Origin of the sequence: Roseobacter insulae, from assembly GCF_019375555.1 — a bacterium.
Classification (GTDB): Bacteria; Pseudomonadota; Alphaproteobacteria; order Rhodobacterales; family Rhodobacteraceae; genus Roseobacter; species Roseobacter insulae.
Genome location: NZ_JAHXDN010000002.1, coordinates 843,846 through 858,106 on the forward strand (window position 1 = coordinate 843,846; position 14,261 = coordinate 858,106).

12 protein-coding genes and 1 tRNA gene are annotated in these 14,261 nt (G+C 59.4%); 6 read left to right on the forward strand and 7 right to left on the reverse strand.

What is annotated here, in order from left to right; all coding sequences use genetic code 11:
* The first annotated feature begins 70 nt into the window (after positions 1 to 70).
* Positions 71 to 160, forward strand: a tRNA-Ser gene (locus KX928_RS10295).
* A 292-nt stretch (positions 161 to 452) separates the two neighbouring features.
* On the opposite strand, the gene KX928_RS10300 is transcribed toward KX928_RS10295, so the two are convergent.
* From KX928_RS10300 to urtA (KX928_RS10330), 7 genes are all read right to left on the reverse strand, one after another.
* Positions 453 to 905: an FmdB family zinc ribbon protein gene (locus tag KX928_RS10300; protein ID WP_308342287.1), complete on the reverse strand. Its 453-nt coding sequence runs from the start codon at positions 903 to 905 to the stop codon at positions 453 to 455.
* The gene (gene fmdA / locus KX928_RS10305; protein ID WP_219501662.1) at positions 841 to 2,070 is read right to left on the reverse strand and encodes a formamidase; all 1,230 of its coding nucleotides are present in this window, start codon (positions 2,068 to 2,070) and stop codon (positions 841 to 843) included. The genes KX928_RS10300 and fmdA overlap by 65 nt, the downstream gene beginning before the upstream one ends.
* A gap of 33 nt (positions 2,071 to 2,103) precedes the next feature.
* Entirely contained in the window at positions 2,104 to 2,793 is a 690-nt protein-coding gene (urtE, locus tag KX928_RS10310) for an urea ABC transporter ATP-binding subunit UrtE (RefSeq protein WP_219501664.1), read from the reverse strand.
* A gap of 11 nt (positions 2,794 to 2,804) precedes the next feature.
* A complete protein-coding gene (gene urtD / locus KX928_RS10315; protein ID WP_219501666.1) occupies positions 2,805 to 3,554 on the reverse strand; it encodes an urea ABC transporter ATP-binding protein UrtD in 750 nt (249 codons plus the stop codon).
* Between the two features lie 11 nt (positions 3,555 to 3,565).
* Complete coding sequence (gene urtC, locus KX928_RS10320; protein ID WP_219501668.1) at positions 3,566 to 4,705, reverse strand: urea ABC transporter permease subunit UrtC; 1,140 nt, start codon at positions 4,703 to 4,705, stop codon at positions 3,566 to 3,568.
* A 12-nt stretch (positions 4,706 to 4,717) separates the two neighbouring features.
* The gene (gene urtB / locus KX928_RS10325) at positions 4,718 to 5,644 is read right to left on the reverse strand and encodes an urea ABC transporter permease subunit UrtB (protein ID WP_219501670.1); all 927 of its coding nucleotides are present in this window, start codon (positions 5,642 to 5,644) and stop codon (positions 4,718 to 4,720) included.
* 75 nt (positions 5,645 to 5,719) lie between these two features.
* Entirely contained in the window at positions 5,720 to 6,991 is a 1,272-nt protein-coding gene (gene urtA / locus KX928_RS10330) for an urea ABC transporter substrate-binding protein (RefSeq protein WP_219501672.1), read from the reverse strand.
* Between the two features lie 231 nt (positions 6,992 to 7,222).
* Here urtA (KX928_RS10330) and KX928_RS10335 point away from each other — a divergent pair, with 231 nt between their 5' ends.
* The 5 genes from KX928_RS10335 to urtA (KX928_RS10355) all read left to right on the forward strand — a co-directional run bounded on the left by KX928_RS10335 (position 7,223) and on the right by urtA (KX928_RS10355) (position 14,208).
* Positions 7,223 to 10,567 (forward strand): hybrid sensor histidine kinase/response regulator, encoded by a 3,345-nt coding sequence (locus KX928_RS10335; protein ID WP_219501673.1) that lies wholly within the window; start codon positions 7,223 to 7,225, stop codon positions 10,565 to 10,567.
* Positions 10,554 to 11,465, forward strand: coding sequence for a response regulator transcription factor (locus tag KX928_RS10340; protein ID WP_219501674.1), 912 nt, complete (start codon positions 10,554 to 10,556; stop codon positions 11,463 to 11,465). The genes KX928_RS10335 and KX928_RS10340 overlap by 14 nt, the downstream gene beginning before the upstream one ends.
* 224 nt (positions 11,466 to 11,689) lie before the next feature.
* Complete coding sequence (locus KX928_RS24005) at positions 11,690 to 11,905, forward strand: cupin domain-containing protein (RefSeq protein WP_257883658.1); 216 nt, start codon at positions 11,690 to 11,692, stop codon at positions 11,903 to 11,905.
* A 355-nt stretch (positions 11,906 to 12,260) separates the two neighbouring features.
* Positions 12,261 to 12,644 carry a hypothetical protein gene (locus KX928_RS10350; protein ID WP_219501676.1) on the forward strand — a complete coding sequence of 128 codons (384 nt, stop codon included), beginning with the start codon at positions 12,261 to 12,263 and terminating at the stop codon, positions 12,642 to 12,644.
* Positions 12,645 to 12,933: 289 nt separating this feature from the next.
* Complete coding sequence (urtA, locus tag KX928_RS10355) at positions 12,934 to 14,208, forward strand: urea ABC transporter substrate-binding protein (RefSeq protein WP_219501678.1); 1,275 nt, start codon at positions 12,934 to 12,936, stop codon at positions 14,206 to 14,208.
* Positions 14,209 to 14,261 lie beyond the last annotated feature (53 nt).

A 14,261-nucleotide genomic window follows, 5' to 3' on the forward strand; every position in this document is an offset into this window, starting at 1 on the left:
GCCCGCCGCCGCCTGAAACGCCATTTTCACTCTTGCAAAGCGGATACCCGCCGCGTTACACCGCCCCGACGGAGCGGTGGCCGAGTGGTCGAAGGCGCACGCCTGGAAAGTGTGTAGGCGGGAGACCGTCTCCAGGGTTCGAATCCCTGTCGCTCCGCCACAGGGCTTTCGCAAGAAAGACCGGCAAACTCAGGACCACAGCAGGGCGCTGCCCTCGTTTCGCAGACACGATGAGAGCGTCCAGGGTTTGCACTTGTCCCCACCACCCGGATTTGCCGGTTCTATCGTCGCCCTGGGCGTCCTCTTACGCGTGCTGATGAACTGCACGCCCTTATCGCTTCACCCCGGGTCTGGTTCGGCATCGCCCGCGCTTGTGCGCTCAGGGTCTGACCACGTGCTGGCGTCAGAGTGGTCCATCTAGCACGGCAGGGAGTGACGTCTTCTTGGACCGCTCAGTGCGAGATCATCCAAGGTCGTTTCGCGGGGAAGGATTTTGCGCCGTTTGCATGATGCAGAGTCTTAGAGGGGCGCGCGCTGGACGCGCTGCAACACGAGCAGCCCGGTCCGTGGCTGGAGCGTTTGGGGCTATCTGCGCTGCGTTCGTTTGTTTCATGTGCACGGCGCGTACCACCGGACATGACTGCAAGCCGTGGCGCGTGCCGCAAAACGCGTGGCGCGCTGGCCGCGCATTCCGGACATTCGCAGGGCGCGTTGAAGTGGTCGAGAGAGGCGAAAGCGGTGAAGGGACCGCAACCCTCGCACTGATAGTCATAAAGAGGCATGGCGTGCTCCGTGTTGGTCAGGGGCGGGCGGCAGCAGAGCGTGCCGCCCGATACGCTGTCAAAGGTCAGGCGCGATCGGCATATCCACAGAGCCGTCGAGATAGGTCGCCGGACCGTCCGCATTGGGCATCATGTCCCACTCGAAAATGTCGTTGGGCAGCCAGAGCGTGGCGCAGGCGTTGGGAATGTCCACCACCCCCGAGATATGTCCCTGCACCGGCGCCGTTCCGAGAATGGAATAGGCCTGCGCGCCCGTATAGCCGAACTTCTTGAGGTACTCGATGGCGTTGAGACAGGCCTGCCGGTAGGCGATGTGAACGTCGAGGTAGTGCTGCTCGCCGCTCTCGTCCACGGAGATACCTTCGAAGATCAGGAAGTCGTCGTACTGGGGTTTGATGGGCGAGGGTTTGAAGATCGGGTTCTTTACCCCGTATTTTTCCATGCCGCCCTTGATGACATCGACTTTCAGATGCAGCCATCCCGCCATTTCGATGGCACCGCAGAAGGTGATCTCCCCATCGCCCTGGCTGAAGTGCAGATCGCCCATCGACAGGCCAGCGCCATCCACATAGACGGGGAAATAGATCTTGCAGCCGCGGCTCAGATCCTTGATGTCGCAGTTGCCACCATGTTCACGCGGCGGCACCGTGCGGGCGGCTTCTGTCGCGGCCTTGTCGCGCGCCTCACCCTGCATTGCACCCATATGCGCGCTTTGCGTGTTGGGCAGGGCAGCCAGCGGCGGCACACGCTCCGGGTCGGTATTGAAAAGCTTGGTCTCGCGGCTGTTCCACATGTCCAGCATCTTGGCGTCAGGCAGGCAGCCGATCAGCCCGGGATGGATGAGACCTGCGTACTTCACGCCCGGCACGTGGCGGGATTTGGTGAACATACCGTCGAAATCCCAGATCGACTTTTGCGCCGACGGGAAATGATCCGTCAGAAATCCGCCGCCGTTGTTCTTGGAGAAAAACCCGTTGAAGCCCCAGTTCATCTCTTCCTTGGCGCCAATGTCCAGAATGTCGACAACCAGCAGGTCGCCCGGTTCGGCCCCCTTCACACCGATGGGTCCGGAAAGATAGTGCACTTGCTCCAGTTCCACGTCGCGTACGTCAGAGGCGTCATCGTCGTTCTTGATCTGCCCACCCGTCCAGTCGTAGGTCTCGATCTTGAAATCGTCACCCGGGGCGACCCAGATGTTGATCGGGATGTCGGGATGCCAGCGATTATGGATATTCTCGTTGGTATGCGGGCTTTCGCTGAGATCCACCGAAATCAATGTATCTGCCATGGGGTAGGTCCTCTCTCTCTTACTGTCTTGAAGTCAAACGGATAGAAATTTCGACACGCGGGCTTCGTCGATGCCATCACGCGGGCTGTCGTGTACAAAGGTGCCATTCTCGATCACGATCACCCGGTCCGCGACATCGAGCGCGAAGCTCAACACCTGTTCGGAGACCACGATCGTGAGGCGCTTCTCATCGCGAATGCGGCGCAGCGTGCGGGCCATTTCACGGATGATCGAGGGTTGGATACCTTCGGTAGGTTCATCGAGCAGCAGCACCTTCGGTTCGCTCGCCAGCGCCCGCGCTATGGCGAGTTGCTGTTGCTGTCCGCCGGAGAGGTTGCCGCCGCGCCGTGATTTCATCTCCAACAGAACAGGGAACAACTCGTAGATGTCCTCAGGCACGGTCTTGGTGCCGGTTGTGGTGAGACCCGTTTCGATGTTTTCGCGCACGGTCATCGCGGAAAAGATCATGCGGCCCTGCGGCACGTAGGCGATACCGGAGGCCACGCGCTGGTGCGGTTTCATGCCCAGCACCGAGGTGTCACCGATCCAGGCATCGCCGCCCTTTTCCGGCACGATGCCCATGAGGGTTTTCATCAGCGTGGTTTTTCCCATGCCGTTGCGGCCCATGATCGCCACGATCTCGGCGGGTTTTACATCGAGGCTGATCCCATGCAGGACTTCAGACTCGCCGTAGGCCGCGCGGAGGTTCTGGACAGACAGCATAGCAGTTCCTTTCAGTGGCCAAGATAGACTTCGATGACTTTCGGATCGCTCTGCACCCGCTCCATCGAGCCTTCGGACAGGGTCTTGCCCTGGTGCAGGACGGTCACGCGCGTGGCGATATCGGCGACAAAGCCCATGTCATGTTCGATCACGATGACCGAGCGGTCGGTGATGATCTTGTTGAGCAGTTCGGCGGTTTTCCTGCGCTCTGCCACCGACATTCCCGCAACAGGTTCGTCGAGCATCAAAAGCTCCGGATCCTGGATAAGCAGCATCCCGATTTCCAGCCATTGCTTTTGCCCGTGGCTCAGGTACGCGGCCTTCTCCTCGAGCAGAGTATCGAGGAAGATCGTCTCGGCGATCTCCTGGATGCGCAGTTTGACCGTGTCGTTGCGACGGAATGTCAGCGCGCCGAAGACGCTGTAGCCGTGCGGGTACGACAGTTCGAGGTTTTCGAACACGGTGAGGTCTTCGTAAACCGAGGGGGTCTGGAACTTGCGGCCCACGCCGGCGTGTACGATCTGGTCCTCGCGCATGGTCAGCAACTCGTTGCCCTTGAAATTGACGGAGCCGCTCGTGGCCCTGGTGCGTCCGCAGATGAGATCAAGAACCGTGGTCTTGCCTGCGCCATTGGGGCCTATGATCACGCGGCATTCGTTGGGCTCGACATAGAAGCTGAGGTCATCGACCGCCTTGAACCCGTCGAAGGAGACGGTCAGCCCTTCAACGGAGAGGACGAAATTGGGATTGTGGTCCAGCATCTGTCTGCCTCCTATTCCGCTGCCGCGCGGGCGGTGTCGTCGGCAGGACCGACATCAGCTGATTTTCGCGATAAAAGCCTGTCGATGCGCGGCGCCACGTGATCGGCATAAAGCCCGGCCAGCCCGTTGGGAAAGAGCATCACGACAGCGATGAAAAGGCCGCCGAGGCCGAACAGCCACAGCTCCGGGAAGCTTTCGGACAGGGACGTCTTGGCCCAGTTCACCAGAAGCGCACCGTAGACCGCGCCGATGATGGACAGGCGGCCCCCGACGGCGCAGAAGATCACCATCTCAATCGACGGCACGATCCCGACGAGCGTGGGAGACATGAAGCCAACCTGCAGGGTGAACATCGCGCCACCGATCCCCGCGAAGGCCGCCCCGAGGCAGAAGATGAAGATCTTGAAGCTCGCCACATCGTAGCCCGAGAAGCGCACCCGATCCTCCTGATCCCGCATCGCGATGAGCAAACGGCCCAGTTTCGATTTCCGCACGAATTGCGCAATCAACAGGCAGGAAAACAGGAGCACGCCGTTGACATAATAGAGCGTTTCCTTCGCCGCATCGGTGCGAATGTCCCACCCTTGCAGCGTGCGCAGGTCGGTGATGCCATTCACGCCGCCGGTGAAACCCTGCTGGCCGATGATGAGGATCGTCAGGATCGCGGCGAAGGCCTGCGTGATAATTGCGAAGTAGACCCCACCCACGCGCCGCCGGAACATGGCCACACCGATGATGAAGGCAAACATAACCGGGACCGCGACCACGGCTAATAGTGCGAAGGTCAGCGTGTTGAACGGCTCCCACCACCAGGGCAGGGCGGTGAGCTGATTCCAGTCCATGAAGTCGGGAATGCCCGGCGTGGACTGGATAGCGGTATTCTCGGGTGTCGAGGCTTCCAGCTTGAGAAACATCGCCATGCAGTAGCCACCCAATCCGAAGAACACGCCCTGACCGAGGCTGAGGATGCCACCCGCACCCCAGCAGAGCACGAGGCCCACGGCCACGAAGGCATATGTCAGGTACTTGCCGAACAGGTTCAGCCGGAAGCTGTCCAGCGTCAGCGGCAGTACGATGAAGACCACCGCGGCAAGGACAGCGAAGCCGATGATATCCTGCCGGGTGAAAAGGCGGTTGGACGCGATGCTCATCAGTCAGGTTCCTTACTTGCGCAGTTTGAGAGAGAAGAGACCCTGCGGACGGATCATCAGGATGCCGACCACCACCAGCAGCGTCAGCACCTTGGCCATCGAGCCCGAGAGGAAAAACTCCATGATCGACTGGGCCTGACTGATCGAGAAGGCGCTGGCGATGGTGCCCAGCAAGCTGCCCGCGCCGCCAAAAACCACGACAAGGAACGTGTCGACGATGTACAGTTGCCCTGCGGTAGGCCCGGTGGATCCGATCATCGTAAAGGCAGACCCGGCAACGCCCGCGACCCCGCAACCGATGCCAAAGGTCAGCCGGTCGGTCCAGGCGGTGTTGATGCCGACCGCATCGGCCATCACGCGGTTCTGACTGATCGCGCGGACCTGCAGACCCCATGACGAGCGGAACATGAGATAGTAGACAGCCAGCGAGATCGCGACCGCGAGCACCATGACAAAAATACCGTTGATCGGTATCTCGACCAGATCGGTCAGGGGCAGGGAGCCCATCATCCAGTCGGGAATGCTCACGCCGACTTCCCGCGCGCCGAAAACGCTGCGGTAGACCTGCTGAAGGATAAGGCTCAGGCCCCACGTCGCAAGCAGGGTGTCCAGCGGGCGTTTGTACAAATGCCTGATCATGGACCATTCTACAAAAAGGCCCAGAAGCCCCGAGGCGAAAAAGGCGACAATCATGGCGATGAAAAAGTAGATACTGAACAAGCCGGGAAGGTAGGCTTCGAACAGCGTGGAGGTCAGATAGGTCATATAGGCGCCGAGGATCATGAATTCCCCGTGCGCCATGTTGATCACGCCCATTTGCCCAAAGATGATCGCGAGGCCCAGAGCCATGAGCACGAAGACGGAAAACAGGATCAGGCCTGCAAAACCCTGCATGGCGAAAATAGCGCCGAGTTCGCTCATTGAATAATCGGCAAACATAGGTTGTCTCCGTGTGGTGTCGGGTTTGAAGAAGGGAGGAAGGCGCGCGTCGCAGCGCGCCTTGCCCGGGGCGCTTTACTGGTAACCTTCCGGGAATGGATCAGGCTCCACCAACTCTGCGGTCTCAAACACGACCTCGTACTGGCCATCGGCCTGTGCGCGGCCCACGCGGGTTTTCGACCACAGGTGATGGTTTTCGTGCACCTTCACGTAGCCTTCGGGGGCGGAGTCCAGTTCGACACCGATCTGCGCCTCGCGCACTTTGTTGATGTCGAAAGATCCTGCTTTTTCGACCGCTGCCTTCCACAGCCAGGGGCCGAGATACGCGGCCTGCGTGACGTCGCCGATGACGATGTCCTCGCCCCACATCTCTTTGAAAGCCTTGACGAATTCGAGATTGTTATCGTTTTGAAGGCTTTGGAAGTATTTCATGCATGCATAAGTGCCTTCGATGTTCTCGCCACCTATGCCGCGGATTTCGTCCTCGGTCACGGAAATGGTCAGCACCAAGGGGCTTTCGCCAGTCGGGTCGATACCGGCAGCCTTCAGTTGCTTGTAGAAGGCCACGTTGGAGCCCCCGACAACGATCGCGTAGATCACATCGGGCTTGCGCAGGCGGATCTTGTTGATGACGGAGTTGAACTGCGTGTGACCCAGCGGATAATATTCCTCGCCCACGACCTTGGAGCCTTCGAGGAAGTTCTCAATATGCTTGCGCGCGATCTTGTTCGAGGTGCGGGGCCAGATGTAGTCGGACCCGAGCAGATAGAAGGTCTTGGCGCCCTTGGTCTCGGAGACCCAGTCGAGGCCGGCTATGATCTGCTGTGTGGCTTCCTGACCGGTGTAGATGACGTTGGGCGACTGTTCGAGCCCTTCGTAGAACGTCGGGTAGTAGAGGAAACCGTTATGCTGTTCAAAGACAGGCAGCACGGCCTTTCGGCTTGCCGAGGTCCAGCAGCCCATGACGGAGGCCACCTTGTCGTTGACCAGAAGCTTACGGGCTTTTTCAGCAAAAGTTGGCCAATCGGATGCGCCGTCTTCCTGAATGTATTCGATCTTGCGGCCGAGGATACCGCCCTGCGCATTGATCTGGTCAATCGCCAGTTTCTCGGCCTGGACCGATCCGGTCTCGGAGATTGCCATGGTCCCGGTCACCGAATGCAGGATGCCGATCGTGACGGTATCATCGGTCACGGCCAGGCCGGTGGTATTCACTTCGGCGGTCGGAAAGTCTGCGGCGCGCAAGCCCTTTGGCAGAAACAGCGATGCGGTCATGGCGGCTGTACCCGCCATGAATGCACGACGGCTCGGGCCTGCCATCTTTGCGGGTATCTTTTTGTCAGACATGGAAAATCCTTTCGGTTGATTACGGTGATTGGTCAGAATCCGTGCAGATTTCGTTCACCATCCGTTAATCAATGCCCGTCGCGAATACGTCGATTGACGTATGCCGCTGCGCGTAACTACCCTGTATCAATGTCCCAACAATGGATGTGACGGGGAAGGGAGGCCCCGGGGCGCTGAAGTCTTCAGCCAACCATCCGATATGGGATAACGGCTACAAGACCGGGGATATTCATGGCGACGACGTATCGCGCGACAAAGGAAAAAAGACAGTACAACCGCTGGGTTGCCAACGAGACTAAAGAAGACTTCGCACTACGGTTCACCGCGCACAGGGCGCGTCGCTGGTCGTTCGCGCGCGTGACCAACACGGCCATCGGCTCGATCTCCTTTCTCGCGCTGGAAGCCATCGGTGGCGCGATAACGTTGTCTTACGGTTTCGATATCGCTGTGACTGCAATCATGCTGGTGGGTGCCTTTCTTTTCCTCACCGCCCTGCCCATCAGCTATTATGCTGCCCGCTATGGCGTTGACATCGACCTGCTGACGCGCGGCGCGGGCTTTGGCTATATCGGCTCGACCATCACGTCGCTGATCTACGCGACATTCACCTTCATCTTTTTTGCGCTCGAAGCCGCCATTCTTGCGCTGGCCCTGGATTACAGTCTGGGGATTCCTCTGGTTGTCGGCTATTTGATCAGCGCGATTGTCGTGATCCCGCTTGTCATTAACGGTTTCTCGAAGATTTCCGCGTTTCAGGCCTGGACACAGCCGCTCTGGGTTCTGTTGCACATCGCGCCATTTATCATTCTTGGCGTGGTGGGCTACGATGTCGCGGCCTGGTCCAGTTTCGAGGGCAATGCCGATCCTGAAGGGGCGACCAGCAGCAAGCTGATCATGCTCGGCGCTGCCTCAGGCGTCATCTTTTCCCTGATTGCGCAGGTCGGCGAGCAAGTGGACTACCTGCGGTTTCTGCCTGTGCCGCGCACGCGGGTGGAGCGACGCCGCTGGTGGGCCTCGCTGCTGGTTGCCGGCCCGGGCTGGTCAATTCTGGGCATGCTCAAGATGCTTGCCGGGTCCTACCTCGTGGTCATTGCCATCGCGAACGGGGTGCCCGAAGCACAGGCCACCGATCCGACACGCATGTACGAGACAGTGTTTGAGATGGCGCTTCAGTCGCCCTGGGCGGTCCTGTTGCTGACAAGCACCTTTGTCATTCTCAGCCAGCTCAAGATCAACGTGACCAATGCCTACGCGGGCTCGATCGCATGGTCGAACTTTTTTTCCCGTCTGACCCACGCCCATCCCGGCCGGGTTGTCTGGCTGGTGTTTAACGTGGGCATCGCGCTGATGCTGATGGAGCTTGGCGTCTTCGGGGCGCTCGAAGCGACACTTGCGCTTTATTCGCATGTCGCGCTGGCATGGATCGGCGCGCTGGTGGCTGATCTGATCGTCAACAAGCCACTGGGTCTCAGCCCGCCGGGCATCGAATTCCGGCGCGCGCACCTCTATGATTTCAACCCGGTTGGCATTGTCTCGACCGCCACGGCCTGCCTGTTGTCCCTGCTCGCCTTCGGCGGGGTGTTCGGCCCAATGATCGAAGCCCTGTCCAGCTTTGTCGCCCTCGGCAGCTCTTTCCTGCTTGCCCCGGTGATCGCCTGGGCCACAGATGGGCGCTACTATATCGCCCGGCCGGCGCCGGTGGACGTGGCCCGCACCTGCATCGTCTGCGATTACAGTTTTGATCCGCCCGACATGACGCATTGCCCGTTTCACTCAGGTCCGATCTGTTCGCTGTGCTGCACGCTGGACAGCGCCTGCCGTGACAGTTGCAAACCGCACGCCCGCCTCGACAACGCCACGCGAAGCCTGCTGACCCGGCGGCTGCCCGCGCCGGTCGCGCAGGCGCTGATGTCGCGCATGTCACGCTTTGTCCTGAGCACCACCTTCATTGGTGCAGCCTTTGGCGGCCTTCTGCTGTTCGTGCGCGACCTGCGCTACGCGGAGAACTTCGACGCGATCCTCTGGGTTGTCTTCACAATGGTGCTTATCGTGAGCGGCATCACGGTCTGGATGTACCTGCTGATTTCAGAAAGCCAGCGACAGGCCCGCAACGAAGCCGAAAAACAGACCGAGCGGCTGCTGTTCGAAGTGCGGGCGCATGAGCGCACCGACAAGGAACTGCAGCAGGCCAAGGAAAAGGCGGAGGCGGCCAATCTGGCCAAGACGCGATACATGACCGGGCTCAGCCACGAACTGCGCACCCCGCTCAATTCCATTTACGGTTTCGCGCAGATCCTCGAACGGGACGAGGACATGCCCGCGCGCAGGCTCAATGCAATCACGACGATCCGGCGCAGCAGCGAACACCTGGCGGGTCTGATCGAGGGCCTTCTCGACATCTCAAGGATTGAGGCGGGCAGACTCAAACTGAGCCGCGACCGCATCAACCTTCGGGTGTTCCTGCAGCAGGTCAGCTCGATTTTCGAAGAAGCGGCGCGCGAGAAGAACCTCAGTTTCGACATGGAAACCAGCAAGGTCCTGCCGGTCTGGGTCACATTCGATGAAAAACGCCTGCGACAGATCATCATCAACCTGCTGTCGAATGCCATTCGCTACACGGATACCGGTGAAGTCTCCATGCGGATCAAGTATCGCAACGAGGTGGCGGTGATTGAAGTCAGCGATACCGGGTGCGGCATTCCCGAAGCGGACCGCGCGCGGATCTGGGAGCCGTTCGAGCGTGGCAAGGGATCGCAGGTACAGGGATCCGGCCTCGGCCTGACAATCACCAAGCTGTTGGTGGAGATCCTGGGCGGTGAGATCGAGATGGAAAGCGTGGAAGGCAAGGGCAGCCTGTTCCGGGTGCGCGTGATGCTGCCCGCCGTGCCGATGGACACGGGGGACAGTCTTGCGGGTACGGCTGTTGAAACCGAACCGGTGGCGGTTTCAGGTTTCGTGGGATCCCGAAAGACATTGCTCATCGTGGACGACGACCTCAACCATCTGAGCCTTGTCGATAATTTCCTGTCGCCCATGGGATTTGGTGTGCTGACCGCCACCAGTGCCGAGCAGGCGATGGGCATGTTGGAAGATATCACGCCCGATCTGTTTGTACTGGACATCGACCTGCCCGGTCTGGATGGCTACTCGCTGGCCGAAAAACTGCGCCAGGGCGCGCATCGGTCCTCTCCGATCATCATGATCTCCGGGCACGCGATGGACGGTCATATTCCCACGCCCGAGGTACCGCTATGCGACGCCTTCATCGCGAAACCGTATAATCTGGACGATCTTCTGCTGCGCATTGCGGAAATCCTGCGGCTGGACCTCACGTATAAGGAAGCGCCGGATTTGAAGGCGAAACAAACCACCGAGTTGTCGGAGGCAGACCGCCGCGACCTGATCACTCTGGCACGCAATGGAATGGCCCGGGCCCTGACGGATCGCATTGCCGAAATGGCCGAACGGGGGTGCCTGCGGGGTCCTATGCTGGTGCGGCTCAACAAGATGGTCTCGGTTTTCGACCTGCCGGGAATTGCCGATGTGCTCGAGGAGGTGACCGATGCCGCCCGTTGACAGCACAGAGCGCCACATCGCGTTGGTGGTCGATGACAGCCCGGACACGCTAAGTATGATCAGCACCGCGCTGGAGGAAAACGGCATCAGCGCTGTCGTGGCCACCAGCGGGCATGCGGCGCTCGATCTGGCCAGGCGCATTCTGCCGGATGTCATTCTGCTCGACGCGATGATGCCGGAAATCGACGGGTTTGAAACCTGCGCGATGCTGAAGGCGGACGAACGTCTGGCCTATGCTCCGGTGATCTTCATGACCGGGCTTACCGATTCCGAACATATTGTCCGCGGCCTTCAGGTTGGTGGCGTCGATTACGTGATGAAACCTGCGGTCATCGACGAATTGATCGCACGGATCACCACCCATATCATCAACGCTCAGGCGATCCAAAGCGCTCGCCAGGCGCTTGATGCATCAGGGCGCTCGGTCATCGCCGTGGCCCCGTCGGGCGCGCTGCTCTGGGGCAGCCCCAAGGCGCTTCGTTTGCTGGCCGAACCGGCAAAGGACGACGCGACGACGGCATTGGACACCCCGTTGTTCCTCAGCTGGCTTTCGTCGAACGCTCAACGCCCCGCCTCGAAAAGCAGCAGCTTTTGCCATGAAACCTTCGTGCTGGATTTCATCGGCTCATCGCCGTCCGGAGAGATGTTTTTGAAGATTCAGCAAAAGGGTCATCTGCGGCCCTACCAGCATCTGGGAGAAGTCTTTGGCCTGACACCGAGGGAGGCAGAGGTGCTGTACTGGCTGTCGCTGGGCAAGGCCAACCGCGATATTGCACAGATCCTGTCGCTCAGCAGCCGAACGATCAACAAGCATCTGGAACAGGTATTCCAGAAAATGGGCGTGGACAACCGGACATCGGCCGCAGTTTCAGCGGATCGGGCGATGAACCAGTTGTAAATCGGGCCAGCAGCAAGCTGGGCGTCCAAATTGAAACAGATTGGTGTGCTGACAAGGTGACGGTTACGCTGATGGTCCCGACACCCGCTTTTCAAAGGGTTCTACATTGCCCTATCCGGATATCATCGCGGCTTTTCCCGCCATTGAGGTACCCTTTCCGGACCACGTGGTGACAACCGCAGTTGAAAAATCGGACGCCGGATTGGTTGCGTTCTTCACATTCCATGAAGAGATGGAACTTCCCCCATGCACATGGGGCGCAATGGGGTACCGTGGTTGAAGGCGGGATCGAATTCACCATTGGCGGAGAGGTCAGGGTTTACAGACAGGGTGACAGCTACTCAATTCACTCTGGGGTCGAGCACGGGGCGATGATCGAAGCTGGCACGCGGGTGATCGACGTTTTTGAGGAATTCGACCGATATGCCATCAAAGCATGACAGGAGGCGCAGTGCCCGGAGCGACTGATCCGGACACCCGCGTCGGATCACCGGTTTGCAAATCCCGGTCGCCCTCTCGGGTGTCTGCGCGAGGCCAAAGGTCGATATTGAACATGGTATACGGTCGATGATGCCATTGGTGGCCCGGCGGCAGAACGCCCCGCGCGAGCTGGATTGGAACAGCATAGCTGCATCAGGTGGCATTGGTTACTGACCGCACGGCAGCGTCATGCCGCGTGACTGATCACGCCAGCATCGGGGGAACCTGTTGGGCGGCCTGAGCCGCGGTTGGGTGTGACCGGCGAAGTCTGGTCGCCGACTTGACAGGCGATTTCTTGTGCGGAATGCTCATTTCGTGAGCAGAATAAAAACAGTAGTCGCGGCAGGCGTCTTTTTCTCTTCGGTCGCGGGTTCGCTTCAGGCGCATTCGGATATGAGCCGCGCCTTTGCAGGCTGCGCCGGGCGCTTTTCTGCGGAGACTGAGCACGCATGGTTGACGGGCAGTGATCGCGCGGATCATTTGCAAAACCGGCGCGCCACCTTTGTCTCGCTTCTGGAGGCGACGATTGATGAAGGTGATCAGCGCAGGATGCTGAGCTACAGAATAGACGCGAAATTCGCGCATGCGGCTTTGTTGCAGACCGCCACATTTGGCCAGGATGATGACCATGCGGCCGCGGCGCGTCAGTTGGCGGATCTGTATCTGCTGAACTGCAGCCGTCTTTTGCTGGACAGCTAAGGCCGGTTCGAGCGCAAACCGGACCAATTATTAGGCACTTCTGTGAGAATGGCCTCAAGTTTAGGCACCTGCGCGGAGTTTAGCCGCGCCGCGCCCCCTGGCGACTCCTGCACCACCGAAAAACAACCTAACCAAAGCATGGGCTGAAAAGGCCATTGAGACACGTGCGACGGTGCTGGCCTAGACAACCACAACCACCATCGCACGCCGCAATAAATTGCGTAGGCGGCATATGGGGGAGTTTCACATGCTTCGCAAGACCGCCGCGCGTCGTAAGAGAGGATTTACGATGTCACGAAAACTATTTTGCACCACTGCCGCGGCAGTTCTTGTCGGCGCGGTGCCCGCGCTTGCGGATTGCCCGGTGAAGGTAGGGGTGCTGCATTCCTTGTCCGGTACGATGGCGATTTCAGAAACAACGCTGAAAGACACCATGGAGATGCTCATTGAACAGCAGAATACCAAGGGCGGCGTTTTGGGCTGTGAGCTGGAAGCAGTGGTTGTGGATCCGGCATCCGACTGGCCGCTGTTTGCGGAAAAGGCGCGTGAGCTGCTGACCGTGCACGAGGTTGACGTGATCTTCGGCAACTGGACATCGGTGTCCCGGAAATCCGTGCTGCCCGTGATCGAAGAACTCAACGGGCTTCTCTTCTACCCTGTGCAGTACGAGGGCGAGGAAAGCTCCAAAAACGTCTTTTACACCGGTGCCGCGCCGAACCAACAGGCGATCCCGGCCACCGATTACTTCCTCGAAGAGCTGGAAGTGGAGAAATTCGCGCTGCTTGGCACCGACTATGTCTATCCGCGGACGACAAACAACATTCTGGAAAGCTACCTGCAACAGAAAGGTATTCCCGCCGAGGATATCTTCGTGAACTACACGCCTTTTGGCCATTCGGACTGGTCGAAAATCGTTGCAGATGTCGTGGCGCTTGGCGCTGACGGCAAGAAGGTGGGCGTGATTTCCACGATCAATGGCGATGCCAATGTCGGCTTTTACAAGGAACTCGCGGCCGCCGGTATCTCTGCCGATGATATCCCGGTTGTTGCCTTCTCCGTTGGAGAGGAAGAGCTGTCCGGTCTCGATACCGCCAACCTTGTTGGCCATCTGGCCGCGTGGAACTACTTCCAGTCCGCTGAGTCCGATGCAAATGTCGAGTGGGTCGACGCCTGGAAAGCCCGCATGGGTGATGAGCGTGTGACCAATGACCCGATGGAGGCGCATTACATCGGCTTCAACATGTGGGTGAATGCCGCAACAGCCGCCGGTACAACCGATGTCGATGCGGTCCGCGCGGCGATGTATGGACAGGAGTTTCCGAACCTGACAGGCGGCACGGCGGTCATGTTGCCGAACCATCACCTCGCGAAACCGGTGCTGATTGGCGAGATCCAGGAGGATGGGCAGTTTGACATCATCTCCCAGACCAAAGAGGTCGCCGGTGATGCATGGACGGACTTCCTGCCGGAATCGGCGGTCCTGAAATCCGATTGGAAAGAGCTCGGCTGCGGTATGTACAACACCGACACAGGCTCCTGCGTGCAGATCAAGTCGAATTACTGATCCGGCTGCATGACACTGTCGGGGCGCGCGTCTGTCGCCGCGTCCCGATGCAA